This window comes from Sorangium sp. So ce385 (assembly GCF_051474135.1).
Classification (GTDB): Bacteria; Myxococcota_A; Polyangia; order Polyangiales; family Polyangiaceae; genus Sorangium; species Sorangium cellulosum_D.
Window position 1 is genome coordinate 3,948,020 of the sequence record NZ_CP150337.1, and the last position, 24,652, is coordinate 3,972,671.

General features: G+C 74.1%; 16 protein-coding genes. 7 read left to right on the plus strand and 9 right to left on the minus strand.

The features are described from left to right. Positions 1-250 precede the first annotated feature (250 nt). From WME83_RS14685 to WME83_RS14695, 3 genes are all read left to right on the plus strand, one after another. Positions 251-3,736, plus strand: coding sequence for a sigma 54-interacting transcriptional regulator (locus WME83_RS14685; protein ID WP_437319910.1), 3,486 nt, complete (start codon positions 251-253; stop codon positions 3,734-3,736). Positions 3,737-3,740: 4 nt separating this feature from the next. Next, positions 3,741-4,115 carry a hypothetical protein gene (locus WME83_RS14690; RefSeq protein ID WP_437319911.1) on the plus strand — a complete coding sequence of 125 codons (375 nt, stop codon included), beginning with the start codon at positions 3,741-3,743 and terminating at the stop codon, positions 4,113-4,115. Positions 4,116-4,230: 115 nt separating this feature from the next. Then, a complete protein-coding gene (locus tag WME83_RS14695) occupies positions 4,231-6,456 on the plus strand; it encodes an ATP-binding protein (RefSeq protein WP_437319912.1) in 2,226 nt (741 codons plus the stop codon). A gap of 58 nt (positions 6,457-6,514) precedes the next feature. Here WME83_RS14695 and WME83_RS14700 read toward each other — a convergent pair whose 3' ends face one another. Continuing rightward, the gene (locus WME83_RS14700; RefSeq protein WP_437319913.1) at positions 6,515-7,597 is read right to left on the minus strand and encodes an L-erythro-3,5-diaminohexanoate dehydrogenase; all 1,083 of its coding nucleotides are present in this window, start codon (positions 7,595-7,597) and stop codon (positions 6,515-6,517) included. A 356-nt stretch (positions 7,598-7,953) separates the two neighbouring features. Between WME83_RS14700 and WME83_RS14705 the strand changes: the two genes are divergently transcribed. Beyond that, positions 7,954-8,883, plus strand: coding sequence for a DUF4388 domain-containing protein (locus tag WME83_RS14705; protein WP_437319914.1), 930 nt, complete (start codon positions 7,954-7,956; stop codon positions 8,881-8,883). 223 nt (positions 8,884-9,106) lie between these two features. Here the strand turns inward: WME83_RS14705 and hisD are convergent, their stop codons facing one another. Continuing rightward, entirely contained in the window at positions 9,107-10,492 is a 1,386-nt protein-coding gene (gene hisD, locus WME83_RS14710; protein ID WP_437319915.1) for a histidinol dehydrogenase, read from the minus strand. A 211-nt stretch (positions 10,493-10,703) separates the two neighbouring features. Between hisD and WME83_RS14715 the strand changes: the two genes are divergently transcribed. Further along, entirely contained in the window at positions 10,704-11,696 is a 993-nt protein-coding gene (locus WME83_RS14715; RefSeq protein ID WP_437319916.1) for a hypothetical protein, read from the plus strand. Positions 11,697-11,703: 7 nt separating this feature from the next. Here WME83_RS14715 and WME83_RS14720 read toward each other — a convergent pair whose 3' ends face one another. Continuing rightward, entirely contained in the window at positions 11,704-13,629 is a 1,926-nt protein-coding gene (locus tag WME83_RS14720) for a protein kinase domain-containing protein (RefSeq protein WP_437319917.1), read from the minus strand. 54 nt (positions 13,630-13,683) lie between these two features. Further along, the gene (locus WME83_RS14725; RefSeq protein WP_020734930.1) at positions 13,684-14,175 is read right to left on the minus strand and encodes an SMI1/KNR4 family protein; all 492 of its coding nucleotides are present in this window, start codon (positions 14,173-14,175) and stop codon (positions 13,684-13,686) included. A gap of 240 nt (positions 14,176-14,415) precedes the next feature. Here WME83_RS14725 and WME83_RS14730 point away from each other — a divergent pair, with 240 nt between their 5' ends. Then, on the plus strand, positions 14,416-15,231 hold the full coding sequence (locus tag WME83_RS14730; protein ID WP_437319918.1) for a uracil phosphoribosyltransferase: 816 nt from the start codon (positions 14,416-14,418) through the stop codon (positions 15,229-15,231). A gap of 8 nt (positions 15,232-15,239) precedes the next feature. Here WME83_RS14730 and WME83_RS14735 read toward each other — a convergent pair whose 3' ends face one another. Both WME83_RS14735 and WME83_RS14740 read right to left on the minus strand, forming a co-directional pair. Next, the gene (locus WME83_RS14735) at positions 15,240-16,319 is read right to left on the minus strand and encodes a hypothetical protein (RefSeq protein ID WP_437319919.1); all 1,080 of its coding nucleotides are present in this window, start codon (positions 16,317-16,319) and stop codon (positions 15,240-15,242) included. Positions 16,320-16,329: 10 nt separating this feature from the next. Next, entirely contained in the window at positions 16,330-19,182 is a 2,853-nt protein-coding gene (locus WME83_RS14740) for a protein kinase domain-containing protein (RefSeq protein ID WP_437319920.1), read from the minus strand. A 141-nt stretch (positions 19,183-19,323) separates the two neighbouring features. Here WME83_RS14740 and WME83_RS14745 point away from each other — a divergent pair, with 141 nt between their 5' ends. Then, on the plus strand, positions 19,324-20,892 hold the full coding sequence (locus WME83_RS14745; protein ID WP_437319921.1) for a hypothetical protein: 1,569 nt from the start codon (positions 19,324-19,326) through the stop codon (positions 20,890-20,892). Positions 20,893-20,913: 21 nt separating this feature from the next. On the opposite strand, the gene WME83_RS14750 is transcribed toward WME83_RS14745, so the two are convergent. From WME83_RS14750 to WME83_RS14760, 3 genes are all read right to left on the minus strand, one after another. Continuing rightward, positions 20,914-22,116: a CaiB/BaiF CoA transferase family protein gene (locus WME83_RS14750; protein WP_437319922.1), complete on the minus strand. Its 1,203-nt coding sequence runs from the start codon at positions 22,114-22,116 to the stop codon at positions 20,914-20,916. Between the two features lie 182 nt (positions 22,117-22,298). Continuing rightward, positions 22,299-22,643, minus strand: a complete 345-nt coding sequence (locus WME83_RS14755; RefSeq protein WP_437319923.1) for an SCP2 sterol-binding domain-containing protein — start codon at positions 22,641-22,643, stop codon at positions 22,299-22,301. A gap of 193 nt (positions 22,644-22,836) precedes the next feature. Then, on the minus strand, positions 22,837-23,850 hold the full coding sequence (locus WME83_RS14760) for an IMP dehydrogenase (RefSeq protein ID WP_437319924.1): 1,014 nt from the start codon (positions 23,848-23,850) through the stop codon (positions 22,837-22,839). Between the last annotated feature and the right edge of the window lie 802 nt (positions 23,851-24,652).

The following is a 24,652-nucleotide window of genomic DNA, read 5'->3' on the forward strand; positions in this document are numbered from 1 at the left end:
GCGATAGATACTTATCGATGCTCGACGGCAGGATCCGTTGATGCGTGCTCCAGCCGAGAGGTACGCTTCCATTGCCTTGGGATCTGTCGCCGCAGCCTGCGTTCCTTCTGCCACCACGAGCGATGCCGGGGGTTTCCGGGCGCTCGATGAGCGCGTCCGTGAAGCCGCGTCGCGTGGGGTGCTCCACGTCCATGGACAGCGGCCGATCCTGGATGCGGTTTGCTCCCACCTCGCGCGTCGCGCTCGAGGCGTGGGGCGCTCGCTGATCTCGGCCGCGCACGCCGCGGGTCGGGATCCCTGGCGCGATCTCGCGCTGCGCTGCGGCGTCGCCTCCGCGGATCCGGTCGCGGTCGCGCAGGGCATCTGCGCCGCCGCGGAGGGCGCGATCCTCCTCGTCACCGAGGGGGAGCCCACGAGCTGGGGGAGCCTCGTGCTCGAGGAGGTCTCCCGCCTCATCGCGGAAGGGTCGAGCTCCGCGCTGGTCATCGTGTGCAGCGACGCGGCGAGGCGGCCGTGGACGAGCGCGATCACGATCGACGGCGTCGCGTCGCCCGACGACCTGCACCGGTTCTGGGAGGCGTTCGCGGCGGAGGCGGAGCGCCGGGTCGTCGCGAAGCTCGACCGGCTGGACGCGCTCGAGGGCTGGTGCTCCGCCGTGCTGGCCGCGCCGGCCGAGCCGCGCCCCCTGCCGCAGCAGCCGAGCCTCGAGGCCAGGCGGCTGCTCGATCGGCTCGCGCTGAGCCAGCGGCCCTGGCCGTCCGCGCAGCTCGGCCGGCTCGCGCCTCGGCGCGCGGAGCCGGGGCCCGGGGCCGCCGCGTGCCCCCTCGCCGGCGAGGAGCTCGCGCGCCTCGGGCTGATCGAGGCCGACGATCGCGGCTGGGTGACGGCGCGGCGCGCGGCCGCCGATCCGGCGGGCGAAGGCCCGGAGGACGTGCTCGCGGTCGCGGAGGCGCTCGAGGAGCAGCCGTCCGACCCGTGGAGCCTCTCGCGCGCGAGCGAGCTCTTCGCCTCGCTGGGCCGGGCCGACCGCGCCGAGGCCGCGGCGACGCTCGCCATCTCGTCGGTCGGCGAGCCGTCGGCGCGCGCCGATTTCTGGCAGCGCTGGGCGCGATCGATGCGCGCGCTCTCCGGCTCGCCGCCCGGCGAGCGGCTGCTCCGGGCCGCGGAGGTCGCGCTCCGGCTCGGCGACGTCGAGTTCGCGCTCGACTTCTCCTCGGCGGCCCTGCGGGAGGGCGAGTCGTTCGCGGCGCTGCTCGTGCACGGCCGCGCGACGAGCGCGCGCGGCGACCTGACGACCGCCGCGATGGTGCTCTCGCGCGCGGCGGCCGCCGCGGCCACGCCCGCGGAGCGGGCGCGCGGCGCCGTGGAGGTGGCGGAGCTCTGCTGCAAGACGGGCGACCTCGCGGCGGCCAAGGCGCACGCGGAGGAGGGGCTCGCCGGCGCGGGCGAGATCGCGACGCGCCTCCAGGCGCGCAACATCCTCGGCAAGCTGCTCCTCACGCAGCAGGCCTGGTCCGAGGCGGAGCGGCATTTCGCGGCCGACGCGTGGGAGGCGGCGCGCGCCGGCGAGCACGTGAGCGAGCTGCGCGCCCGGTTGAACCGCGCCATCGCGCTGCTCTCCAGCGGCCGGCTCGACGAGGCGCGCGCGATGCTCTCGGCGGTGCTCGACGACGGCGAGCGGCGCGGCGAGCGCGCGGCGACCGGCTACGCGCTCACGAACCTCGCGGTCATCGCCCACCTGAAGCACGAGTACCCGGAGGCCTTGCGCCTCTTCGAGCGCGCGATCGGCATCTTCCGCAAGATCGGCGACAAGGTCGCGCTCGTGAACCTCATCGCGAATCTCGCGGAGCTCCGCCTCCAGCTCGGGCTCCTCGAGGAGGCCGAGCAGGCGCTCGCGTTCGCGCGCAAGGTCGCCGGCCCGGGCATCCCCGGCGTGTGGATCACGCACGTCGCCTACGTCGCGGCGCAGATCCACCTCGAGCGCGGCCGCACCCAGGAGGCCGGGGACGAGCTCCGCGCCGCCTTCGCGTACGGCGCCGGCCCGAAGCTCGGCGAGTGCTACGCCGTGGCCGCGCGCATCGCGCTCGACGACGGCGACCTCCTGCTCGCCGCGCAGATGATCAAGGCGGCGCGCGCCGAGGCGAGGTCCGATCGGCACCTCGCCGAGGTCGCGCTCCTCGAGGCGCTCCGCGCGCGCGCCGCCGGCGAGCCGTTCGGGCAGCTCGCCGCCGAGGCGCTCGCGCTCTCGCGGAAGGACCACGGCCGCGAGCGCGCCCTGGAGGCGCACGTGCTGCTCCACCACGCCTCGGCGTCCGGGGATCGGCCGCCGCGCGCGCCCGACGACGACGCCGCGGCCACGCGGTCGCACCTCGAGGCGGCGATCCACCTCCGCGATCGCATCACCGCGTCGCTGCCCCCCGACATCGCGCGCAGGTTCCTCGCGCGCCGGCTCTTCGCGGAGCTCGGCCGGCTCGAGGCGTCGGCGCGCGTCGCCGCCGAGGCGGAGCCGAGGGGCTGCGAGCTGTGCGGATCGAGCGCGTGCTCCGGGTGCGCGCGGATCGCCGCGCGCGCGCACCGGCCGTCCACCGTGGTGCCCGCGATCAAGCGGCTGGTGGGGGCGGCGCCGGCGCTGCTCAGCCTCCTCCACCAGGTCGAGAAGGTCGGCGCGAGCGACGCGACCGTGCTGATCCACGGTGAGAGCGGCACGGGGAAGGAGCTGGTCGCCGAGGCGATCCACGACGCGAGCGGGCGGGGCGGGCCGCTGATCAAGGTGAACTGCGCCGCCCTGGTCGAGACGCTGCTGCTCTCGGAGCTGTTCGGGCACGAGAAGGGGGCGTTCACCGGGGCGGCGGCGCGCCGTCGCGGGCGGTTCGAGCTCGCCGAGGGCGGGACGCTCTTCCTCGACGAGATCGGCGACATCTCGCCGCGCACGCAGGTCGCGCTGCTCCGCGTCCTGCAGGACAGGACCTTCGAGCGGGTCGGGGGTGTCACCCCGCTGCGCGCCAACGTCCGGATCCTCTGCGCCACCCACCGCGATCTGCGCGCGATGGTCGCGCGCGGCGAGTTCCGGGAAGATCTCTACTATCGCCTCCGGCAGGTCGTCCTGGAGGTCCCCGCGCTCCGGCAGCGGCCGCGCGACGTGCCGGTGATCGCCGCCGCGATCCTGGAGAGGATCGCCGCCGAGCGCGGCACGGCGCCGAAGCGCCTCTCCGGCAGGGCCATCTCGGCCCTCTCGCGGCACGCCTGGCCGGGCAACGTGCGCGAGCTCGAGAACGCGTTGCGCGCCGCGGCGATCTTCGCGGACGGCGAGGTGATCGAGCTCGAGGACTTCACGGCGAACGTCGAGGGGCTGCGGGACCTCGAGGCCCTGGAACCGGCGAGCGCTCCGATGACACCGAGGGCTGGCATGCTGCCTGCTATCCCTGCCGTCGAGCCGTCGAGCGGCCCTCGCTCCTCCGCGCCCGAGCGGGCGGAGCCTGAGTCTCACCCCCCGTCGGCGCCCGTGGCCCCATCGGCGTCCGTGGATCGCACGCCCCTGGAGCTCGCGTACGCGCATGTCCGAGGAGGGGTCAGCCTGAGCGACATGAAGCGCGAGATCGAGCGCGAGTGCATCGCCCGGGCGCTCGACGAAAGTCGCGGGAATATCACGCGCGCCGCGGTGCTCTTGGGTATGAAGAGACCACGTCTTTCGCAGCTTGTGAAACAGTATGGCTTTGGCGGGACGTCGGAGGATTGAAGTGATGCGACCTTGCAGGAGGGGTTGGCTGTCCGGGGGCCTCGCGCTTGCGCTGTCGGCCTCTGCGCTGCTCGCGGGGTGCGCGTTCGCGCCCGGGGAGCGCGACGAGCAAGCAGACGACGCGTGGAGCGAGCTCGAGCCGACGAGCTCCGACGAGGCGCTCGTCTCGGAGACAGGCGGCGAGGACGTCGAGCGCGACGTCGCCGCCTCCGCCGCCGACCGCGCGGAGCTGCCGCGGCTCCGGCTGCGCGATGCCTCGCCTCCGGCCGGCGGCGACGAGGGAGCGAGGACGCGGACGTACGTGCGATCGGGGGACAAGCAGATGCCGGAGCCGCTCCCCTGGCACCCTCAGGGCAGCGACGGCGACGGGACGCGCTGAGCCGCAGGCCACCGCCGGGCCTGTGCGGCCGCGCCCGGCGCCCCAGCGCGCTTACCCACTAGCGCCCCGGCTCGTTTTGGGGCTGCCGCGCGGCTCGCTGCGGTAGCCTTCGCGCGTGGCGCCGCTCGGGATCGATCTCCGCACACGGACGACCCTGGTCTGCGGGGCCCTGGCCCTCGCCATCGCGGCCTCGACGCTGCTGCGGGGCCGCGTCCGGCGCGTGCACCTCTTCTTCGCCGCCTTCGCCGCCGACGTCGGGCTCTGGTACCTCTCCCAGTCGCTCTTCGGCTTCTTCCAGGCCTCCATCTGGGAGCGCTTCACGGCGATCCTCGCCGTGCTGCTCCCGCAGTTCGCGCTGCACCTCTTCGAGGCGATGATCCCCCACGACGGGGATCGCCGCTCGCGCCTGCTCCGGTTCGCGGGGGTGCTCGCCATCCCGCTGTTCGTCCTCGTGCTGGTGAGCCGCGAGCCGGGCTCGTGGCTCGACTGGCTCACGCGCGGCTGCATCTTCCTCTACGTCTTCGCGCTGCTCACCGCGGGGCTGTTCACGCTCGGCCAGCGCGGCAAGCAGAGCTCCTCGCGCGCGACGCAGCGGCGCGTGCGGTTCCTCGTGGTGATCGGCGCGCTCGCCGCGCTCGCCAGCGTCGCCGACTTCGCCTGGTTCCTCGGCGCGGAGCCGCCGCCCGTCGGCGCGGCGCTCTCGATCGTGTTCCTGTTCGTGCTCGCCCAGGCCCTGCGGCACGAGCGCCTCCTCGACGCCTACGAGATGCTCGCGCGCCTGCTCGTCGCCACGGCGGTCGCGTTCCTGATCGCGCTGATCTTCTATCTCCTGCTCACGTTCATCGGCGGCTTCAACACGATGTACCTGAACGCGGTGCTCGCCGCGATCGTGATCCTGGTGCTCTTCGATCCGCTGCGGGAGCGCGTCGAGGAGCAGCTCCAGCGCCTCTTCTTGCGGGAGCGGTTCGATCTCGATCGCTCGCTCGCGGACGCCCGGCGGCGCCTCGTGCACACGCTCGAGGTGGACGAGATGGGCGCGATCGTGATGAGCGCGCTCGAGCAGTCGCGCCGGGTCACCGCGGCGGCGCTCTACCTGCGCGATCAGGACGGGACCGGCTTCGATCGGCTCGCGTCGCTCGGGCCGCGCGTCCCCGAGCGGATCGAGGTGGCGACGGCGCGGGCGCTGCTCGATCGCCTCGATCGCGGGCCGCTCGCGATGGAGGAGCTCGAGCGCGAGGCGCGCGAGCGGCGGGCGCGCCGGAGCCGCAGCGACGCGGACGACGACGGCAACTTCGCGCGGCGGACGGAGGTGCGGCCGCAGGTCCCCGAGGACGCGGTGCTCGCGGCGGCCGAGGTGCTCGGCAGCCTCTGCTCGGGCGTGGTGCTGTGCGCGCGGGACGAGCAGGGCGAGCCGATCGGGCTGCTCGTCGTGGCGGACACGCGCGTGCGCGACGCGTTCTCGCCCGAGGAGCTCACCCTGCTCGAGACGCTCGCCGCGCAGATCGGCGTCGTCCTGGAGAACTCGCGCCTCTACGCGCAGATGAAGGAGCGCGACCGGCTCGCGCTCCTCGGCCAGATGGCGGCCGGGCTCGCGCACGAGATCCGGAACCCGCTCGGCGCGATCAAGGGGGCGGCGCAGCTGCTCGCCGATCCCGTGCCGGAGGCGCAGATCGATCCGGCGTCGCGCGAGTTCATCGGGATCATCCTCGAGGAGGTCGATCGGCTCGACCGCGTCGTGGGCTCGGTGCTCGATCTCGCGCGGCCGGCGCAGGGCTCGGTCGTCCCGACCGACGTGAACGCGATCGTGCGCCGCACGCTGCAAGTGCTCTCGATCGAGCGCAGGAACGACCAGCTCGAGGTCGAGGTCACGCTCGACCCCGATCTCCCCCGCGTCGCCATCGATCCCGAGCAGCTGCGGCAGGTGCTGATGAACCTGTTCCGCAACGCGGTCCAGGCCATGAAGGGCCGGGGCAAGGTGGTGATCTCCACGCGCGTCCGCTTCGGCCGCGGCACGCGGCCGGGCTCCGGCTCGGACGAGCCGTTCGTCGAGCTCAACGTCACCGACAACGGCCCGGGGATCTCGCAGAAGGTGCTCGCGAACATCTTCCTGCCGTTCTTCACCACGAAGGACAAGGGGACGGGGCTCGGGCTGTCGATCAGCCAGCGCATCGCGCAGAGCGCCGGCGGCCGCATCGAGGTCCGCTCGTACGAGGGGAAGGGGAGCACCTTCGCCGTGATCCTCCCGGCCGCCGTCGACAAGCTTGGCGCGGGGGCGCCCGCGCCGGCGGCGTCGCCGGCGCTCCCGGCGGCCGAGCCGGCGCCTCAGGATCGGCCCGGCTGAAGCCTCCGCGACCTCCCGGCTGCGCCGCGCGGCGCAGCGAGCGCCGCGCGGCGCGCGCTCAGCCGTAGCGCGACGCCAGGAGCGCCGCGAGCGCGGGGCGCTCGCGCACGAGCGCGAGCGTGTGGTCGGCGTGGCCGTGCGCGTAGCCGTTGCCGATGTAGAGGTCCACGTCCTTGCCGATCCCCTCGGCCCCGAGGGCGGCGGCGGTGAAGCTCGTGCTCATCGCGAAGAAGTACGCCTTGCCGCGGTCGCGGGTGGCGACGATCGCGCTGAGCTCCACCCCGGGGACGTTCACGCACGAGAGCGTGAGGTCGGCGCCCGCGCCGCCCGTGAGCGGCAGCACCGCGTCGCGCACCGCGATGGGATCGCGCGCGTCGGCGACCGCGACGTGGTCGCAGAGCCCGAGGGCGCGCAGGTCGGCGGCGAACTCGGCCGACGCCTCGACCCCGATCACGCGCCCGCCGGGGCCGACGCGCCGCCGCGCCTCGGCCGCGCAGAGCAGGCCCGACTTCCCGCCCGCGCCGAGCACCGCCACGCTGTCGCCCGGGCCGGCGAGGCGCGCCACCTGGGGCGCCGCGCCCGCGACGTCGAGCAGCGCGAGGGCGAGCCGCTCGGGCATGTCGGTCGGCATCCGCGCGAGCGGCGCCGACGCGAAGACGATCGCGGTGCCCTCGACGTCGAGCTGCGCGGACGCGGGGCGCACGGCGACGATCCGGCGGAGCGAGAGCGGCGTCAGCGACAGCGAGGCGAGCGTCGCGATGCGATCGCCGACGGCGACGCCGCGGTGCTCCGCCAGCGAGCCGACCCGGCGCACGACGCCGAGCAGCATGCCGCCCGAGCCGGTGACCGGGTTGTGCTGCTTGCCCCGGCGCGCGACCGTCTCGAGGACGAGCCGCGCCACGCCGTCCGGGCTGCCGAAGGAGGCCTCCTCCATCTGGCGGAAGCTCGCGGCGTCGATGTTCAGCGTCTGCACGTCGACGACGATCTCGGTCTCGAAGCTGCGCGAAGCGTCAGCGTCCAGCCGCTCTGCGGGCTGCGGCAGGGCCCCCGGTGGATCGAGCACGCGGTGCGTGCCCAGCGGATCGCCTGCGGCGAGGGTGCGTTGCGTCGCTTCGGAGCTCACGCCGAGGCCGTTCAACATGCCGGGCCCGAAAGCAAGGGCAATGCGCCGAGCGGCGGCGGTCTGCCTCGCTGAGGCGGCCCGGCCCCCCGCCCGGATAGGCCCGGAGCCGGCCGCCCGTTCGGCGCCGATCGGCGTTTTCCCCGCGGATTGGACGCACTTGCGCCGCCCGGAGGGCGGCGTCAGGGAAGGGCTAGGCGAGGGGGTCGGGGACGGGAGCGAGGGGGCGAGGGCGGGGCGCGGCGCGCTGCGTCAGGACGAACGAGCCAACTCATTTGAAAGAACCGCCCGGATCTCTTGACCACCTTTGCTCGGTGAAACTAGACTTTGCCCCCTGCTGGCGCTCGCGTAGCGCTCGAAGGTTTTTACTCCCTGCGATGGATAACCACGCTCCCAAGGTGTCGGCAACGCGGCAACTGGCGTTGCGCTTCATCTCCGGGAAGTACCAAGGCGGCGAATTTCCCCTCGGGGAGCAGCAGGAGATCGTCGTGGGTCGCTCCAGCGACCTCGACATGGTCCTCGTCGAGGACATGGTCTCCCGGCGCCACGCCCGGATTGCCTGTACCGAACAGCAGATCGTGATCGAGGATCTCGGCTCGACGAACGGCACGTTCGTCAACGGCGAGAAGATCAAGAAGACGACCCTGAAGGAGGGTGACCGGGTGCTCATCGGCACCAGCATCCTCAAGGTCGTCTCCACCGATCCGAGCGCGCCCCCGGCGCGCCGCCGGATGGACGAGCCCTCGCTCAGGAGCGGTCAGACCCGGTCGATGTCCGGGTCGATCGACGAGATCCCGCTCCCCGATCTGCTTCAGCTCTTCGGCACATCGAAGAAGAGCGGAGTCCTCGTCGTCCGTTCCGACGACGACGTCGGCAAGATCTACCTGCGCAAGGGCATCGTGACCTTTGCGACGATCAACGATCTGACCGACGTCCCGCCGCTCAAGAGCGTCTACCGGATCCTCACGTGGGCCGGCGGGACGTTCGACCTGGAGCCGGCCGAGGAGCGGGTCATGACCGGCGAGATCAGCGCGACGGTGCAGGAGCTCCTCATGGAGGGGCTCCGGCAGATCGACGAGCTGAACAACATCCGCCACCAGCTCCCGGACCTGTCGGCGCGCCTGGTCATCCCCCAGCCGCTCAAGCCGCAGCTCCGCGATCTCTCGCCCGTCGATCTGGACGTCCTCCAGGTCGTCTACAACCACGGGCACCTCGCGATGGTCCTCAACAAGAGCCCCGCGACGGATCTGGAGACCGCGCAGTCCGTGCTGAAGATGATCAACGCGGGCTACCTCCGCGTCGAGTGAGCCGGGCCCACACGCGAGGCGCCGTGAGGCCGCGTGACGCGGCTCGAGCGCTCGGCGTGCGCGCGCCCTACCCGGGCTGACGGCGGGCGAGCGCGCTCGCCCGCCGCCGCGGGAAACGGGCGCGCGGACAGGCGCAGGCCGGGGCGCGCGCTCGAAGCGCGTCGCGCCGCGTCCCGGCGCCGCGCCCTCGAGGGCGCGGCGCGCGGGGCGGCGGCGCGGGGCGTCAGGACTGCGACGCGCCGCGCTTCGCTGCCGGATCGGCCGCCGTGCTCGAGAGGCGGAGCGACACGGCGCGGGCGTGCGCCTGCAGGCCCTCCGCCAGCGCCAGCTTCTCGATGATCGGGCCCTGCGCCCGCAGCGCCGCGCCCGAGTACCGGATGAGGCTCGCGCGCGTCACGAAGTCGTAGACGCCGAGCGGCGCCCCGAAGCGGGCCGAGCCCCCCGTCGGGAGCACGTGCGACGGCCCCGCGAGGTAGTCGCCCGCGGCCACCGGGGTGAGGCTGCCGAGGAGCGCGGCGCCGAGCGTGCCGATCTCCGAGAACAGCCCCTCGGCGTCGGCGACGTGGAACCCGACGTGCTCGACCGCGAGCTGATCGGCGATCTCGGCGAGGCGAGCGCGCGAGCCGACGACCAGCGCGGCGGCGTGCGTCGAGAGCGACGCCTGCACGATGGCGCGCCGCGTGAGCTCGGGGAGCGCGGCGTCGAGCTCGCGCGCGACCGCCTCCGCCAGCTTGGCCGAGGTCGTCGCGAGGAGCGCGTAGGACGCCTCGTCGTGCTCGGCCTGCGAGAGCAGATCGGCCGCGACGAGCCGCGGATCCGCGGCGTCGTCGGCGAGCACCAGGATCTCGCTCGGCCCGGTGATGCCGTCGATCGACACGTCGCCGAAGACGAGCTTCTTCGCGCAGGCGACGTAGGCGTTGCCGGGCCCCACGATCTTGTCGACCGGCGCGAGCTCGGGGAGCCCGTAGGCCATGGCCGCGATCGCCTGCGCTCCACCCGCGTCGAGCAGGGTCGTCACGCCGGAGAGGTGCGCCGCGGCGAGCGTGACGTCGTCAGCCGACGGGCTCGCGAGGACGATGTCGCGCACGCCGGCGACGCGGGCGGGGATGGCGGACATCAGCACGCTCGACGGGTAGCGGGCCTTGCCGCCTGGCGCGTAGACGCCGACCCGGCGCAGGGGGCGCACGCGCATGCCGAGGAGGACGCCCTCGTCCTCGTAGCTGAAGCCGGCCTGCAGCGGGGGCCCGCTCGCCGCCGCCTCGGCGGGCCCGAGGTCGCCCGCGTCGCGCTGCCGCTCGTGGTAGCGCGCGATCCTCGCGGCCGCGGTCTCGAGCGAGGCGCGGACCTCCTGCGGGAGCCGCGCGAGCGCCTCGGCCCCGCCGAAGCCGCCCTCCGCCTCGGGGCCCGCGTGGCGGACGAGCGCCTTCGACGTCCTCCGCTCGAACTTCTCGATGTAGCCGAGGACGGCGGACGTACCCCCGCGGCGCACGTTGTCGATGATCTCGGTCACCGCCGGCGTGACGTTCGCGAGATCGCCCGTGCCGCGGGTGCGCAGGGCAGACAGGGTGGACTCGAACTCAGGCGAACCTTCGATGTAGATGGGCAGCATGGCTTGATGGTGGACCGGCGCGGCGGGATCTCCGCGCGGGCGGCGACACCCCGTACCACACCACCCCGGCCGCCGGTATGTCGGCCGCGCACGGCGGGCCGTGCGCGCGCGGCCGCGCGCTGTGCCCGCGGCACGGCGCGCCGGCGCTGCGCGCGGGGCGCGCGTCGCTCCGCGAGTTTGCCGGCCCGAGCGGATCGAGTAGGGTCGCCCCATGCGGTCCGGCTCGTTCGGCCTCGCCCCCGCCGCGCTCTCGATCGCGCTGCTCGCGCTCGCGCCTCTGGTCCTCGTCGGGTGCCCGGAGAACTCCTGCTTCCTCAAGATCTGCCAGGGCAGCAGCTGCCGCTGCTCGATCTCGTCGTGCAGCGACGGGGCCGGCTTCGACACCAAGCAGAACCGCTGCCGCTGCCTCAAAGGCTACCTCTCGATCGCGGGCCAGTGCCTCACGCCGCAAGCGGCGAACGCCTTCTGCGGCGTGGGGCGCCACTACGAGGCCGGCGGGTGCGCCCCCGACCGCTGCCGGCCGGGCGACGAGATCGACCAGAGCACGGGCCTCTGCGTTTCGCGCGAGCAGGTGGCGACCAACGCCGGGGTCGCCATCGGCGCCGGGCAGAAGCTCGGATGCCCGCCCGGCCAGCAGCTCATCGTCGACGGACCGACCGCCGCGTGCGTCCCGCTCTCGCAGACCTGCGCGCGCGACGAGGTCTGGACCGGCCAGGCCTGCGCCAAGGTGGGGCAGTGCCCGACGGGCGCGATCTGGGATCCCGCACTCGCCCAGTGCGTCCAGTACGCGCAGGGCTCCGGCGACAGCGGGCTCACGGTCAACGTCGGGCAGTGGGCGTCGGCGAACTACGGCCCGAACGGCGGCATGGGCACGAGCGGCTTCTGCGGATCGTTCGCGAAGAAGCCGCACAGCTTCGGGATCGTCGAGGGGGCGTCGGCCTACGTCCGCATCACGGTGATGATGTCCTTCCCGGACAGCGAGATCGCCCGCGGCGTCGTGCAGGCCGTGACGGTGTTCGACGCGAGCGGGAACCCGGTTCCGCCGCGGGGCGCGGCGGAGGTCGACGCGGCGGCGCGCAACGTCTTCGACACGCTCGTCCTCGGGGGCGGGCGGTCGAGCGCGCCGACGTCGTCCACCACCGTCCGGTGCGCGGTCATCCACGCCGGGAAGCCGCAGCCAGTACCGGCCGTCGGCGGGCTCTGAGCGGGGCTCACATCCTCGACAGCGTGCTCACGACGAGCGTGGCGGGGAGGGCGCTGAGGCCGCGGCAGCTCACGACCTTGTTGCGCTCGATCACGAAGTTGCTCGTGGTCGGCTCGATCTTCGCGAACTCGACGCTCAGGCGCGCGCCGTCGAAGCTCGCGCGCAGGGGGCGGCCCTCCACGTCGCTGCGGACGTCCTGGCAGGTGCCGCGCGAGCGGGCCGGGTCGAACTGGCGCGACTCGGGCGCGATGAAGCGGAGCCGGTCCTCCACGGCGAACACGCCGCTCTCGCCGGGGATCTCGCGCAGCGAGAAGCGGGCCTCGCCCTCCTCGTAGTCCTGCGGGGCGAACTGCTCCGGGCGGCGCACCCGGAACTCGAGCGTCTCGCCGGCCAGCACCGCCTCGAGCTCGCGCCCGTTGCCGACCCACAGGCCCGTCAGGCCAGCGAGCGGCGACGTGTGCGTCGGCTCCACGCTCGCGTCCGGGGCTGCGGCGCTGCTCGCGCTGGCCGCCGGGCGCGATGGCGCCGAGGCGCCCCTCCGGCGGACGTCGCGCGGCCTGTCGAGCACACCCAGCGCGAGCAGCGCCGCAGCCCCGCCGAACATCACGAGCGCCCCGGCGCCGATCGCGAGCCACGAGCCGCGCGCGCTCGCCGGACGGCGCGGTGCCGGCCGGCTCGCCAGCGCCGCGCCGCCCGGCGAGCGCGCCGCGTCGCGGACCTCGTCGACCGTCGTGGCGGCGGGCGGCGGCGGGCGGCTCGACGCGCCGAGCGGCGCCGAGGTCGCGGGCGCCGGAGGGCGGGCGATCGCGTCGAGCGCCGCGAGCAGCTCCTCGCAGCTGGCGAAGCGATCCGCCCTGTCCTTCGCGCACGCCTTCTGGAGGAGCGCGTCGAGCTCCGGAGGGACGTCGTGGCGCACGGCGCTGACCCTGGGGAGCGGCGCCTCCGCGTGCTGCCGCATGATCTCGATGTCGCTCTCGGCGTCGAACGGCACCCGCCCGACCAGCATCTCGTAGAGCACGACGCCGAGCGCGTAGATGTCCACCCGCTTGTCGAGATCGCGGCGCCCGAGGACCTGCTCCGGCGACATGTAATAGAGCGAGCCGATGATGCCCTTGGTCATCCCGCGCCCCGCGAGCGCGTCCGCCTCGGCCTTCGCGATGCCGAAGTCGGTGACCTTCGCGACGCCGTCCTTGCCGCGGAGGAGCACGTTGGCCGGCTTGAGATCGCGGTGGATCACCCCCTCGCGGTGCGCGGCGGCGATGCCGGAGGCGATCTGCCGGAAGATCGAGAGCGCCTCGGGCAGCGGCATCGGCCGGCGCTCGTCGGCGTACCTGGCGAGCGCCTGCTCGAGGCTCTCGCCGTCGATGTACTGCATGACGAGCCAGAGATCGTCCCGCTCCGCCACCACCGCCTTCAGGTGGACGACGTTCGGGTGATCGATCTGCGCCAGCGCGCGGCCCTCGGCGAGCGTCCGCGCGCGCACGTCGGGCCGATGCCCGAGCTCCTGCCGCACCGCCTTCAGGACGACGTGCAGGCCGGTGTGGACGTCCCGGGCGAGGTAGACGACCCCCATGCCGCCCTCGCCGAGCACCCGCTCGACCACGTACTTCTGATCGACGAGCGTCCCCGCCGGCAGGTGACCCCCCGGCGAGCGCCGCGGGAGCGAGCCCGCCAGCGGCGCCGGGATGACGTGCGGCGCCGCCGCGGGCCCGTTCGCGCCGCCGGCCCCGAAGGCCGGCGCGCTGACCCGGCGCGACGGGTCCTCGGGCAGCAGCGCCTCCAGCAGCGGCTTCCCGGGGACGGTCGCCCGCGGGCCGGGCGGAGGCGCCGAAGGGGCGAAGGCGGCGTCCTTCGCGGCGATCGGCGCGCCGCACGCCACACAGAACCGCGCAGAGCCCGGGGCCTCTGCGTTGCAAACCGGGCACCTGGCCATGGCACGGTCAGCTCGACCCACGGCGGCCGCGCGCGGCGCGCCGCGGGCGCTGCGTCACGTCCAGTGACCCGCGCGGAGGGCCGCGGAGTCGATCGTCTTGATCTTCGGCGCCAGCGCCTCGCGGAAGATGGCCTCGTCGTCGTCGTCGAGGCCGCTCTCGCCGAAGCCGGACGCGACCTCCATCGAGGTCGCGAGGATGCGAAGGAACTGCTGGAAGCTCGACGCGCAGAGCTCCGGCTTGAGCGAGTCGGTCCCGGTCATGCAGGTGAACACGGGACAGTCTCCCTCGGCGTCGAGCTTCGAGATGTCGAGGAAGTAAGGGTCTCCCAGGAGGGCGCTGCGCGCGATGAGGATCCAGCTCTTGCGCCAGCCTGGGAGGGAGCTGTCGCCGCCGTTCGCTTGCTGCTCGGCCGCGAGCTTCTCGGAGGGGATGAGGCGTACGCGCTCGACCGGCGTGACCGTCTCGACGTCGAGCGGGTCGGCTTCCTGCAGGAAAGCGCGGTACCTGGCGGGCACCCGCAGCGTCCTGCGCAGCTCTTCCACCACCGCTGGAGCCGCCTTTCCGAACCTCGCGGGGATGCCTCTTCGGGCAAAGGCATCCTTGAGCGCCGTAACCGACTCGGCAAGGTCGCTATCCACCGAACATCCCTTCCTTTGCAAGTCCACCGGACAGCCCGCTGGGCGGGCGCCCTCATCGCTTCGAAAACCGCTTCGCTCCCGGGGAGAGCACCGGCGCGCACCCGGAGGAATACCCCGCGCCGGGCCAGGTAGTGTAACAGAAAAACGATGGTCGACGTTGCGTACGCTGAGAGCCGATTCCGGCCCCCCGAAATTGCGCACCGATACGGTCCGGGCGTGCACCTCCTCGACGATCCGCTCGCGTGGACTCTGCTGGCCCGCGCCTGCTCCCCGGAGACCGTTCAGCCCGACGTGGGGCGCCTCGTCGGCTTCCTCTACCAGACCCTGGCGCGCGCCGTCCTCGCCGCCGAGCTGGAGCGCACCCGCGTCGACGTCCCGACCCGGATGATCTCGTCCCACCCGGAGGCCGTCTATCGCGGCACCGCGCTGTCCCGCGCGACGAAGGTCGTCACCGTGGGCATCGCCCGCGCCGGAACGATGCCCTCCCAGGTCGTCTACGAGCTCATGAACGAGGTCCTCGACCCGGCGCTGGTGCGGCAGGATCACCTGTTCATGAGCCGGCAGACGAACGAGCACGGCGAGGTGATCGGCGCCACCTGGCACGACGCCAAGATCGGGCGCGACGTCGGGGGGCGCCACGTGCTCTTCCCCGATCCGATGGGCGCCACCGGCTCGTCGATGGTCAGCGCCATGACGTACTACAAGACCGCGCTCGAGGGGCGGCCGGCCAAGTGCATCGCCATGCACCTCATCGTGACGCCCGAGTACATCCGCCGCGTCACCGAGGCCCACCCGGACGCCATCATCTACGCGCTCCGGCTCGATCGCGGCCTCTCGCCGACGCGCGTCCTCAAGACCGAGCCGGGCACGCACTGGGACGAGGAGCGCGGCCTGAACGCGATCCAGTACATCGTCCCGGGCGCCGGCGGCGTCGGTGAGATCCTCAACAACGCCTGGGTGTGAGCGAGCGGTCAGCGGCCGCGCTTCGAGCGGCGGTTGTGGCCGGCGGCGAGCGCGCGGTAGTCGATGGCCGCGTGCGGCCGGCTCACGGCGGGGCGCAGGTCGGTGCAGAGCCGCGTGAGCTCCGCGATCATCGCGCCGAGGTCGCTCGCGCCCGCGGCCCTGCGCTGCGCGAGCTCGCCGTAGGCGGCCTCGAGCGACGCGATGCCCTTGCCCGAGACGTGCCCGCGGCGGGACAGGTCGACGTAGCTCCGCGCGAGCGCGACGCTGTCGAAGTTGTGCGCGACGACCAGGTCCTGCGCGACCCGGAGCACGGCGTGCGCGGCGATCCGGCCGTCCTCGTGGAGCACGAAGGCCGCCTGCAGGTAGTTGTAGAAGGGGACGACCCGGTCGCCGAAGATCCGGAAATCCGAGGGAGATGACTGCCGATCGAGGTGGATCAGGATGCGCTCGACGACGGGGCCCTTCTCGACGTAGCTGGCGAACCGGATCGCGTCGAGGATGGTGTCGTCGTAGGCGTGGCCGAGCCGCATCACCTCGCCGAGCTCCAGCGGGGTGACCCGCCCCTCGCAGACGTCGGCGTACAGCGAGTAGACGAACGCGTCGGCCTCGGCGTCGTCGCCGAGGAGCACCTCGCGGATCAGCGCGCCGCTCGGGTCGCGCTGGCTCGGGAGCTCGCAGCGCCGCTGGAGCAGCGCGGGCAGCTTGTAGCCGAGCTGGCCGCGCAGCGCGCGGAAGCGCAGCCGCAGGATGTTCTGCAGGTTGGGCTTCAGCGTGAGCGACGCCCACCGCGCGCCGTCGAGCCGCAGCTTCTGCTCGATGCGCGAGCGGAGCTGCTCCGGGCTGCCCGAGAGGATGTGCGTCTCGACGCCCGCGCGGCCGAGCTCGCGCAGGAGCGACCCGGCGCCCGGCACGGTGCGCTTCTGGTCGGGCCGCTCGATCGCGGTCCGCACGAGATCGCGCAGCGTGTCGAAATCCGTCCTGAGGTAGGTCTTGTCGAGGTCCCACCGCGCGATGAACGGCGCGCGCGCCGCAGGCGCCGCTGCGTTCGCCGGAGTTCGGGGCCCTTGCGTTCGCTCCTCGCCGCTCACCGTCTCTCGCTCAGCGCGCCATCCACTCGCGCCGCATCTTGTCGAGCGACTGCACCACGTCGCTGTCGGCGCTCTGCCGGGCGAGGTCCATCGCCTCGCGGAGGTACATCGACGCCTCGCCGGTGCGCTCGCGCTGGTGCGCCACGTGCGCGAGCGCGCCCAGGACGAGCGCGCGGTCGGGGCCGCCGGGGCCGGCGAGGTCGAGCGCCTCGCGCAGCACGCCGTCGGCGTCGGTGAGATCGCCGGCGCGCGCGAGCGCCTCGCCCAGCTTGCGGCTGAAGATGAGGACGGCGCGCACCGGATCGTCGAGCTCGCCCCGGAAGATCTCGCGCCGCGCGAGGTCGAGACCGCGGCGCAGCGCGAGCACGCTGCCGGCCGTGTCCCCGCGCGCGGCCGACCGATCCGCCGCCTGCTCGAGCAGCATCAGCGCGACGAACGCGTTCTGCGCGTGGTAGGCGTGGATCGCCTGCACCTCGAGCGGCAGCGCGAGCGGATCGCCCGCGCTGTCGAACGTCGCCTTGGCGTGCAGGTCGCGCCGGACGCCGGCCGGGATCGTCGCGAGCGTCACGTCGCGGAGCAGCGGGTGCGCGGTGCGGATGCCGCTCGAGTGCTCCTCGATCATGCCCGCCGCCGCGAGCTTGTTGAGCAGCTCGTCGAAGGCGCGGATGTCCGGCAAGAGGCGCTGCAGCGTGCCCCGGTCCGCCGCGTCCCCGATGACCGCGAGCGCCTGCAGCGTGCGGCGCGCGTCCTGCGGCAGCCGCTCGATGCGCGCGGCGACCAGGTCGGCCATGCGCGCGGGCGGATCGCTGCCGCCCTCGAGGGTGTAGCGGACCAGCTGGTCGATGTAGAGCGGCGGCACCGTCGCGGCGTCGCCGCCGAGGCCGGCCGGGGTCGCCGCGCTCGGCGGCAGGCCCAGCGCGACGTGATCGGCGGTGGCGCCGTCCGAGGGATCGCGCCGCGGCGACAGCCGCGCCCCGCCCGTGCTCTGCGGCGTCTTGCGGGCGGCGCGGTGATCGAGGCTCACGCTGCTCCGGAGGAGCGAGAGCGCGATGTCCTTCGGCAGGCCGCCGAGCGCGCGCACGGCCCCGCCCCACCCCGGCTCGAAGCCGGGCGTGTGGCTCGCGACGATGAGCAGCGCCGCGAGCGGCGGCTCCGCGATCACGTCGGCGAACGCGTTCCGGCTCGCGCCGTCGACGGCGTGCAGGTCGTCGATCGCGAGCAGGACCCGGTGCGGGAAGGCGGACTGCTGCGCGCGCGAGAGCGCCCAGCGCAGCGCCTCCGCGGCGATGAAGCGCCGATCGTCGGGCGACAGGCCGCCCGCGGCCGGCTTGTTCCAGGCGTTCCTGCGCACGTCGGCCGCGCGGTCGCCCTTGCCGAAGATCTCGAGCAGCCCGCGCCGCGCCTCCGGCGTCGCGCCGTTCCAGTTCGACGCGTTGCCGCCGTCGTGCGGGAGCTCGGCGAGCCCGGCGATCGCCCAGCGGAGCGCGTAGTAGCCGACCTCGGCGCCCCACGGGTCCGGGCCGGTCTGGATGACGATGTCGCCCCGGCTCGCGGCGACGTCGAGGAACTCGCGGAGGAGCCGGGTCTTGCCGACGCCGTGCTCGCCGACGATGCGCGCGGCGACGACCGAGCCCTCGACCTCGGCGAGGCAGGCGTCGAGCCACGCGAGATCCTCCTCGCGCGCCGCGAACGGCAGCGGGAGCGGGGGGGCCGAGGTCGCGCGATCGCGCCGCGCGGCCTGGGGCGCCGCGCCCGGCGCGGCGCGCGGCGCCGGAGCGGGCGCTTGCGCCTGCGCGATCCTGGCGCCGCACTCGCCGCAGAACTTCTGGCCGCGCGGCACGATGGCGCGGCACGAGGCGCAGATGACGGTCGCCTCGGCGAACGAGAAGCGGCCGGAGGGCGTGTCGAACGTCCCGACCGCCGCGCGCAGCGCGGCGGAGAACTCGTCGGCGGTCTGGTAGCGCCGCGCCGCGTCCTTCTCGAGCGCCCGCAGGGTGACCTCGACGAGCGGCTCGGGGATCTCGCGCTCCGGCGCGACCAGGGCGGGGTCGGGCGGCGGCAGGGAGAGGTGCATCAGCACGACCTGCGTCGGCGACTCGGCCTCGAACGGGAGCCGGCCGGTGAGCAGCTGGAACAGGATGACGCCGCACGCGTAGAGGTCGCTCCGCGCGTCGATCGGATCGCCGCGCCCCTGCTCGGGGGCCATGTAGTCCGGGGTCCCGCAGACGATGCCGGGGCTCGTGATGTTCGTCGTCGCGACCTCCGCCTTCATCTTCGCGAGGCCGAAGTCGACGACCTTCACGAAGTCGCCGCCCGAGCGCATCGGCTCGAGCACGATGTTCTCGGGCTTGAGATCGCGGTGGATGATGCCGAGGTGGTGCGCCTCGGCGAGCGCCGCGAGCACCTGGCAGAGGATGTCGACGATGCGGCGGAAGGGGAGCGGGCCGTCCTCGTAGACGACGCGGGCGAGGTCGCGCCCGCGCAGGAACTCCATGACGAGGTAGAGCTGCCCGCCGTTCTTGCCGAAGTCGATGACCCCGACCGAGTTCGGGTGGTTGAGGCGGCTCGCGGCGCGCGCCTCGGTGATGAACCGGACCGACGCGCTCTCGTCCCCGAGCAGGTGGGGGTGGATGATCTTGACGGCCACGGTGCGCCCCAGGGCCTTCTGCTCGGCCCTGTACACGCGGCCCATGCCGCCCACGCCGACGAGCTCCAGGATCACGTAGTTGCCCGGGAGCGTCGTCCCGATCAGCGGGTCGTCGGAGGTCCGGTTGAACTCCGAGATGGGGAAACCGCACACCGGGCAGAATTTGTGCGCCTGCTCGCACGGATTCGCGCATTGCGGGCAGACCACTGTGGACACGCGCGGGACCTTACCACGTTCGGGATAGCGATTGGAGTCGAGGTCTCCCCGGGCCCCCGGGGCCTCGGCCGGAGGGGGGCGGGGGGGCTCGTCCTGCCGTCTGTTAGGTCCTGGATCCCACTTGGGGTAACCTCGGGCGCGATGGTTACGCCTCGCCTACGTCTCGGTCAGCTCCTGGTCGACGCGCGGATGATCACCCAGGACGCCCTCGAGAGGACCCTGGAGCTGCAGCGCACGGACGGCCGGCGGTTGGGGACGCTCCTCGTCGAGCAAGGTCTCATCAACGAAACCCAGCTGACGCAGATCCTATCGCACCAGCTCGCTGTTCCCTGGGTGTCGCTGCTGCACATCGAGTTCTCGCGGCAGCTGCTCAACCTCGTCCCGCACGACGTGGCCGAGCGTTACTGCCTCGTCCCGATCTACGTGCGCCACGTCCGCAACCAGGGCGAGACGCTCTACGTCGCGATGGACGATCCGACGAACGAGGACGGCATGAAGGAGTGCATGGCGTTCTCGGGCTTGCCCGTGCGCGCGATGATCGCTCCGCCGAGCGACATCCGGAACGCGATCCGGGTCTATTACGGGGCGCGCGCTCGCTCCGCGCCGCCGCCGGCGCCCGCGCAGCGGGCCCAGGCGAACGAGCCGCAGTCGCGGGCGCGCCCGGTCGATCCGCCGCCGTCCTCCGAGCTCGGCGCGCCGGAGACCGCCAGGCACTCGGAGGACGTCTCGTCGACGCCGGAGCCCTTGCTGCTGACGAGGCCCGCGCTCCGCTCCGGGGCCCGGCTGGTCGACGACGCGGTGCCGGCGATCGAGACGTCCGAGGTCGACGCCAGCGACATGGGCGTCATCGACGACGAGCTCGCCTGGGAGCCGCCTCGCGCCGCGGCGCGGCCGGCGGAGCGGGAGGCGCGCGGGCGGCCGGAGGAGCGGCAGATCCGTGGCCGTCCGGACGAGCAGCGCTCGCGTCCGACGCTGAAGGTCGCGCCGTCGCCCGAGCTGCTCGCGGCGGCGCAGGCCGCGCAATCCGCGCAATCCGCGCAGCCGGCGCAGGCCGCGCAAGCCGCGCAGCCGGCGCAGGCCGCGCCGTCGGAGCGCCGGAAGACGCTGCGCCCGAGCTCGGCGCCGGGGCCGCTCACGCCGCCCGCCAGCGAGGCCGCGCCGAGCACGGAGGCGCCGCCCACGTCGAGCACGCCGGCCGCCGCGCTCCTCGGCGCCGTGCTCGGGCGCGCCAGCGCCGCGCGGGCCGCCGCGGAGACCGCCGCGCGCAGCGCCCCGGAGACCGCCGCGCGCCCCGCCGCGGAGAGCGCCTCGGACTACGGCGACGAGCCCCCGAGCGAGCGCGAGGTGCGCAACATCCCCGCGCCGCAAGGCCGCGGTCGCCGGCGGATGGTGTCGCTCACGCTCCTCGACGGGACGACGATCACGCTCCCCGCGCGGGGGACCAAGGCCCAGGCCCAGCAGCGGCAGCCGGCCCCGGCGCGGGCGGCTGCACAGTCCGAGCCGCCGCCGCCGCCCGCCGCGGACGATCCGGGCCTCACCGCGCGCGATCTCGTCTCCGCGCTCCGCGCCGTCTCGCACGGCGCCGACGCGAGCGAGATCCTCGGCAACAACGTGCGCTGGGAGGCGATGTTCGCCGCGCTCCTGTCGCTGCTGCTGAAGAAGCACCTCATCGCCGACTGGGAGTTCGTGGACGAGCTGAAGAAGATCTGACGCGAGGGGCGGGCGCGATCCTCACCCCGCCTCGCGCGCCGCGCCGGCGCGGACCAGCGCGTCGATCTCCCCGTCCGAGAAGCCCGCGTCGCGCAGCACGGCGCGCGTGTGCTCCCCGGCGCGAGGCGCCGGCGCGAACGCGGCGCCCGCCGGCGTGACCGGCGTCCTGAGCTGGGGGACAGGGCCGCGCGGCGAGGCGATCTCGAACAGGAGACCGCGCGACCCGAGGTGCGGATCGGACGGGGCGCTCCGCGGATCGAGCACCGGCTCGAGGCAGCAGTCGCGCTCGGCGGCGAGCGCCTCCCACTCCGCGCGGGTCCTCTGCCGGAAGACCGCGGCGAGCGCGCGCTTGAGCCCGGCCTGGTGCGGTCCGGGGACGAGCGCGCTCGGATCGGGCTCGATCCCTGCGCCCTCGCAGAACGCGCGCCAGAACTTCGGCTCCAGCGCGGCGAGCGCCATCGCGTGACCGTCCTTCGAGAGGTAGGTGTTGTACGGCGCGAGCCCCCCGGTGAGCGGCTCGTCGCCCGCTGCGCGCGCGCCCTCCGCGGCGTCCGGCCCGCGGAGCGCCGTGCCGCCGCCCGCGAGCGCCGCGGCGAGCGTGGGGAGGGCGAAGCCGAGCACGCCGTCGGTCATGGCGATGTCCAGCACCGCGCCCTGCCCGGTCCGATCCCGCTCGCGCAGCGCCGCGAGGATGGCGATCGCGCACCACATCCCGCCGCTCACGTCGGCGACCTGGAAGCCCGGCACCTGCGGCGGGCCCTCGGCGGGCCCCTGGGCCCCGAGGACGCCCGCCCGCGCGACGTAGTTCAGATCGTGCCCCGCGCGCGCCGACAGGCTGCCCGTCTGGCCGTAGCCGGTCAGCGCGCAGACGATGAGCCGCGGGTTGTCCGCGCGGAGCGCCGCGTGGCCGAGCCCGAGCCGCTCGAGCACGCCCGGGCGGAACTGATCGAAGAGCACGTCGTACGTCGCGGCGAGCCGGCGGAAGGCGTCGCGCCCCTCGGGCTTCTTCAGATCGAGCAGGGCGCTTCGCTTGCCGCGGTTCAAGAGCTGGAACGCCGCGGATTCACCGGCGATCTGCGGGGGGAGCTCGCGCAGGAGGTCGCCGCCGGCGACGTCCTCGATCTTGTCCACCGTCGCGCCGAGATCCGCCAGGACCAGGGTCGCGAAGGGGCCCGGCAGGAGCCTCGAGAGATCGAGGATGCGCGTATCGGTGAGCGGGCGCATGGAGGCCTCCCTGTCGTGGCGCGAGAGGGGTCGAGGATCGAGGGGGAAGAGAAGGGACGCCGGTCGCGTCCGCGCGCGGCGTGAAGCGGGCTCCGAGAGGTCAGCGAGGTGATCGCAGGGGCTGCGATCCGGGAGAGGCTCGTCGCCGGCGCCGGGGAGTCGGGGCGCCTCCGGCGCCGGGATCAGCCGGCGCTGAGCTGGAAGAGCTTCGGGAGCTTCATCGCGAGCATCTGGTTGCCCGCGACCTTCAGCTTGCCCGCGAAGTAGAGCTGCATCGAGTTGGCCTGCGGGTTCTCGTACAGCTTCTGGAAGTCCTCGCTGGTGAGCGAGATCGTGACGTCCGCGCCGCCCGGGTTGCCCGAGTCGAGCTTCGGCCCGGTGTCGGACAGGTCGATCAGCCACTCGCCGCCGCCCTCGCCGGTCACGTTGATCTGGTACTTCCCGCCGATCTGCTTGGCCGCGTCGGAATGCTTCGCCAGGGCAGCAGGGAGCTCTTCGTTGAACAGTCTCTGGATATCGACGGCCATGGATCGCCTCCGGATCTCGTAGGGGACGTGGTGACTTGAACGCCTGGGTACCGTGCGCGGTTTACCCGTGCCCGCACGCGCGCGTCAAGCGAAGGCCGACGCTCTGGCGCGCTCGCAGGGCGACGTCGGGACGCGGCACGCTCGCCGTCTCCATCGCGCCGTACGCGCCGTCAGGGCGCGCCTGGCGCCGCTCTCATGCGCGCGCGCGGTACGTCTGCGCGGCGGGCCGGGGCGCTTTGTCCAGCGCGGAGCGGATCGGGACCATCAGCAGGCGATCGATGGCGACGCGCTGCTCGGCGGGCGGCGGGCTCTCCGGAGCGCCCTGCATGAGCCGGAGATCGCGGAGCGCGCCGCGATCGAGCGGGCCGGGCGACGCGCCCAGCCCGTCGAGCGCCGGCGTCATCGCAGGGAGCAAGCAGACGAGGAAGATCTCGCTCGTGCCCTGGCGCACCCACGTCCCCTGGTACACCGCGACCGCCTGGCCGAGCGCCTCCTGGAAGACGAACGCGCGCCACTCGAGCGGCGCGGTGAGATCGAAGACGCGGCCGCCGGCGCGGAGCTCGCGGCTGTCGAGGCTGAGCGTCGCGCCCCGCGCGTCGGTCAGGAGGAAGCGATCGAGGCACCCGGGCGAGCGCTCCGTGAGCTCCTCGATCAGCGCGGCGAGCACCGCGGGGCCGAGCGAGATCGGCTCGCCGTCCGGGCCGATCGCCTCGAGCCCGACCTCGTCGGAGCCCACGACGGACGCGCGGTCGAGCAGCGCGGCGAAGGCGCGGCGCGCGGGGCCGTCGAAGCTGGCCCCGACGGAGGACATCCCGGCGCTGGAGGTGAGCAGGGCGACGATGCGATCGCGGCGCGGCGTCGCGAGGAGCGTCACGCCGAACCGGTCGCGGGTCGTGAGCAGCACGTGCTCCCCGGCGCCGCCCTTGCCGCGGAGGAGCAGCCGGTCGCCGTCGAGGCTCAGCCCGCGCCGGCTCGCCTGCGGGGCCGGGAGGAGGTGCCGCCGCCCCCGCGCGAGCAGCGCCCCCGCCGCCGCGACGAGCGCGACCGGCAAGAGCGCGCGGACCGTCACGCTGCGCGCGGTCGCGACCAGCACGAGCGCGGCCACGAGGAGCGGGATCGACCAGAGCCGTCGCGCGCCTGCGCCCCGCGCCGGCGAGAGCTCGGGAGCGGTGGCGTCGAACCACCGCGTCTCGGGGGGAGGCGTCACGGCCTCATCGCTCGCTGGCTGGCCGGCGAGCTGAGCGGCCGGCCAGCCTGTCGCAGGCGCAGGCTCTTGCGCGCGGGCCTCGATCGGTGGGAGCGTGGCGACGGACCCAAGAGGGTCCTTCTGGCCCTTCGCCTCGCGTCCCATCGCACCTCCACCCCAGCCGAAAGTTCGGCGTAGAATAGCATCGAGCGCGGCCGGAGCGAGAGAGACTTTGGGGCGACGCGCCGCGTAGGCGGCGCGTCGGTTGGGTGCGCCGCGCAGGCGGCACGTTGGCCGGGCGCGCCGCGCAGGCGGCACGTTGGCCGGGCGCGCCGCCTGCGCGCTACGCGGCGCGTTGGTCGGACGCACCGCCTCGGGGCGGCGCGGGGAAGGCGCCGCAGGCTGCGCTCCGGTCGCAGGGCCCCGGCGCCGCCTGACGGCCGGGGCGCATCGCAGGGCTCCCGCGCGGGCTTCGCCTGAACGTGATGGGCGACCCGCCGCGAGCGTCGCGGTGAAGCCGGATCGAGGGCCGCTGGGCGAGCAGGCGGCGGCTCGGCCTGCAGCCCCGACGGCGAGCGCGGCGACGAGCGAGGCCTCGTCCTCACGGTACCGCGGTGGTCGCCGCGGCGCTCCGCCGCGGTCGCCGCAGCGCTCCGCGCGGGCTCGTCGGCGGAGCCCGCGTCGCCGGTGAGCGGCCTGGAACTCAGGGCGCGAGAGGAGATCCCGTCAAAAGAGAGGCTCGTCCGGATGCCCGCGACGGCGTGCTCGGCAGCAGCCGGCCGTATGCGCGCGATGACGCCGCGATCCAGATGTCGGTCGTCCA